Annotated in this window: 3 protein-coding genes; all 3 read right to left on the reverse strand. The window is 38.2% G+C overall.

Annotated elements, in window-relative coordinates; all coding sequences use genetic code 11:
* Window positions 1–25 precede the first annotated feature (25 nt).
* The 3 genes from GSY74_RS00840 to GSY74_RS00850 all read right to left on the reverse strand — a co-directional run bounded on the left by GSY74_RS00840 (window position 26) and on the right by GSY74_RS00850 (window position 3703).
* Window positions 26–727 (reverse strand): metallophosphoesterase, encoded by a 702-nt coding sequence (locus GSY74_RS00840; protein WP_164663205.1) that lies wholly within the window; start codon window positions 725–727, stop codon window positions 26–28.
* Window positions 728–830: 103 nt separating this feature from the next.
* On the reverse strand, window positions 831–2915 hold the full coding sequence (locus GSY74_RS00845; RefSeq protein WP_164663206.1) for a translation factor GTPase family protein: 2085 nt from the start codon (window positions 2913–2915) through the stop codon (window positions 831–833).
* Window positions 2916–2962: 47 nt separating this feature from the next.
* Window positions 2963–3703 (reverse strand): metallophosphoesterase, encoded by a 741-nt coding sequence (locus GSY74_RS00850; protein ID WP_164663207.1) that lies wholly within the window; start codon window positions 3701–3703, stop codon window positions 2963–2965.
* Between the last annotated feature and the right edge of the window lie 139 nt (window positions 3704–3842).

Raw genomic sequence — 3842 nt, forward strand, 5'->3', positions numbered from 1 at the left:
ATATCGGTGCGATAGCAATCGCCCCCTACACCTCAAAATCCTCTTTTGTCTCCACACAATAAGCACTCAACTTCCCATCATCCCCTCGTCCACACCCTGTGTCAAGATTAACAAAGTTTTTACCAATCACCACTGAGTTAACATTGGTGTGTCCATAGATATTAAAAATAGGTGCATCAGCAGATGGTCGTCTGCGATTGGTCATAATGTAGAACTCAAAATGCTTATAGTTCGTCTCCTCCAAATCCCAAAAATCACCAATACTCGCATGGCTAATGACAATGGGCAGATTAAGATTATGAGGATTTGGCATTTTTATATAGAGTGGTAAACTTTTCATCCACTCTATATCACTTTGAAGTGCATCTATCCCTTCTATACTTTTTACAAATTGATAAACATCCTCTTGTTTCTCTAGCAAACCATAAGAGATTAGTGTCTCAATTCCCCCTGCAAATATCCAAACATTATTCATTGCTACTTCAATATCAGCCAAAAGATTCTCTATAAGCTTCTGCCCATCCTCTATCATAAACTGCTCATGGTTTCCTCTGACCACTTGATGATTATTTTCTCGAATATACTCAACAATCTCACGACTCTCCAACCCTCTATCTATAAGGTCACCTACAAAGATGAGCTTTGCATTTTTTGGTAGTTTGGCTATCAAAGCTAAAAGTTTCTGGTACTCTCCGTGGATGTCGCCAATTATATAATGTTTTTGCATTTTTATTTTTCTCCCATAGTTTTACTCTTCTTATCTTTTTTGATATTAATGACTATAGGAAAAGTGGCACTCTTATCATGCACCAAAATTTTAATTTGTCTACTCATATCAACGAATCAACCAAATAATCAGGCAACTCTTCATAACGCTCAAACTGCATCGTATAGATAGCCAAACCATCGGTCAATTTAGAGAGTTTTCTCTCGTAGTTCAAAACTTCAGCCAAGGGGATAAAAACATCTCCAACTCTCTCTCCTTGGCTTTCTCTACCACACGCTATACCTCGTCTTTTGGTAATATCGGCAAAAACAGCACCTTTATACTGCTCTGGAGCTTCTATATTCACTTTCATAATCGGCTCTAGCAAAATAGGACTCGCCTCTCTACAAGCCATTATAAATCCATCACCTCCTGCTATTTTAAAAGCTTCTACTGATGAGTCAACATCATTAAAACTGCCATCATAGAGTGTCACTTTGATATCGACTATCGGAAAACCTGCTTGGATACCTTGTGACAATCTCTCTTGAATACCTTGGTTAATAGGTTCAATAAACTCTTTTGGTATTATCTCTCCTTTTGTCGCATCGATAAAGCTATAACCACTCCCTTGCTCTTCTGGTTCTACTTTGAGACATAGATGAGCAAATTGAGTTCTACTATGACTTGTTGGGGGTTGTCTGTAGGTATACTCTTTTTTAACAACTTTTTTTATTGTTTCAAGATAAGCAATTTTTGGCTCACTTACCCAAGCCTCTATCCCAAATTTATTTTTGAGTTTATCTAGCAATGTTTCTATATGAGCTTTACTCTGTCCATAGAGTAAAATTGGTTCTGCTGGATATTTTCCATAAACTGCTTTACAAGATGGGCTATCAATAACCAGTTGCATAAAACACCTCATTATATCGGTTGGACTCCATTTTACTCTAGGTTGAACCGTAACAAAAAGAGTCGGTTCAGGAGACTTTTTTAGAGTCTCTATTCGCACTTTTTTAGCCAAGTCACACAAGGTGTCTCCTTTAGCAATACTCTTTAATCCTAACAAAAACCCTATCTCTCCTGCAAAGAGTTCATCAACCTCTTCTCTTCTTGTCTCATGCATCTTGACAATACGATAAACTCTATCTCTCTTCTCTCTGTTCACATTGTAAAAAGCTGACCCCGATTTTAGTGAGCCACTATAGACGCGAACAATAGCCAACTCCCCCAAAAAGGGGTCTATTATAATATTATATACCAATCCCACAAATGTACCACTGTTACTTGATTTGACCATTAGCTTTCTATTCTCATAACCTACTGCATCTACTTGAATAGCAGGGGCATCAAGAGGAGATGGAAGATAAGCCACCACTGCATCAACTAACATCTGAATACCTCTGTTTTTCGAGGCACAACCAAGCAGTATAGGAACTACAGCCATAGAGAGCGTAGCCACACGGATAGCCTCTACAATCTCCTCTTGGGTTATCTCCTCATCTTCCAAAAACTTTGCCAAAAGCTTCTCATTACCATCCACAACTGCTAGTTGTTCTAACATCTTAGTTTGATATGATTTAGCTTGGTTGCGAAACTCCTGACGAATCAGACTCTCTTTTACATCGTCTCTGGAGTAATAAAAGTCTTGTTCTTTTTGCCAATCCAACTCTCTCATCGCTATTAAATCAATAATACCTTCAAACTTCTCATCACTATAGATAGGTAGCTGTATAATCAGTGGATTGATTTTGAGTCTGTCAGATATCTGCTCAACTACACCAAAAAAATCAGCCCCCCCTCTCTCCACCTGACCGATAAAAGCTATAGAGGGAATAAGATGTTTTACTCGCTCTTTTGATAACATTATGGCGTTAGGTTGTACCCCCTCAACAGCAGAGAAAAGAGAGATTCCCCCATCAATAACCTGCATAGAGCGTTCAAACTTATTCTCAAAGTCAAGAAAGGTAGGTACATCAACAATGTTAATCTGTTGCCCTAACCAACTAGTTGTTACAGCTTGAAGTGTATAAAGCATATCTTCGTGTCTTCCACATCCTCCTTCCATCCAATCTAGAGCTTGTCCATCCCTCATCCTCTCTTCAAGTGGTGTATAAGATGTTATTCTATCGGTAAAATTTATTTTCTGCTTGTCACTGTCTGAAAAAATACCTATGTTTCGTATGTTTTTTAGGTCTGTTTTATGCATTTTTTTCTCCTCCTATCTATTTTAATTGGTGCGATGGCAATCGCCCCCTACACCTTCCCAACCTCAATAACCTCACCACTCTCAACACAGTAAGCACTCAACCGTCCATATCTCTTATCTTTTATAGAATAAAAACAGCACCCCGTATCAATATTAACAAAATCATCGGTTATCTCTGCACCATGTTTTTGTGGCGTATGCCCATAGATATTAAAAATATCAATCTCATTAGAAATTCCTTTATCTCTTGTCCAAAGAGTTTCGGATATAAGCTCTTTTCTCTTCTCTTTGTCGTTACGAATCGTCCAAACTTTTGAGATATTGCTGTGAGAGACCACCACTTTCTTATCTGATGAATGTTTCGCATCAAGTTCAAGATAGATAGGTAGCTTTTTCATCCACTCTATATCCTCTTGTAGTTGCTCTATTGCTTCTGTCTCTTTGATGATTTGATAAGAACTATCCTCTGCTTTTTCTAACAGACCATAAGATAAAAGCGTCTTTATCCCACCATTTTTAATCCATGTATTATTCATATCAACATTCACATCTGCCAAAAGATGCTGTGCAAATCGCTCTCCATATTTTATCATAAACACTTCATGATTTCCCATAACAGTTTGATGACCATTTTTGCGTATATATGCCACCACCTCACGACTCTGTGAGCCTCGGTCAATCAAGTCACCCACAAAGATGAGCTTTGCATTCTTTGGCAGTTTGGCGATTAGTGCCAAAAGTGTTTGATACTCTCCGTGGATGTCACCTATTACATAATGTTTTTGCATTGTTATCCTTTTTTAATCTATAGTAGGGTTTAATTCCCCGATGCTCTGCATCGCAGGAACTGCATAAGTATTCAATAATTTGGAATTTGTAGTCTATAAATGTTCATGCCAATACCTCGTACCCTTGGGTCGAGGTAGG

This window comes from Sulfurovum sp. bin170 (assembly GCF_010892395.1).
In the GTDB taxonomy this organism is placed as follows: domain Bacteria; phylum Campylobacterota; class Campylobacteria; order Campylobacterales; family Sulfurovaceae; genus UBA1140.

What these genes read in the sequence shown, in the direction of transcription:
- GSY74_RS00850 (WP_164663207.1), bottom strand. Translation starts at nt 3,703, where the DNA reads ATGCAAAAACATTATGTAATAGGTGACATCCACGGAGAGTATCAAACA.
- GSY74_RS00840 (WP_164663205.1), bottom strand. Translation starts at nt 727, where the DNA reads ATGCAAAAACATTATATAATTGGCGACATCCACGGAGAGTACCAGAAA.
- GSY74_RS00845 (WP_164663206.1), bottom strand. Translation starts at nt 2,915, where the DNA reads ATGCATAAAACAGACCTAAAAAACATACGAAACATAGGTATTTTTTCA.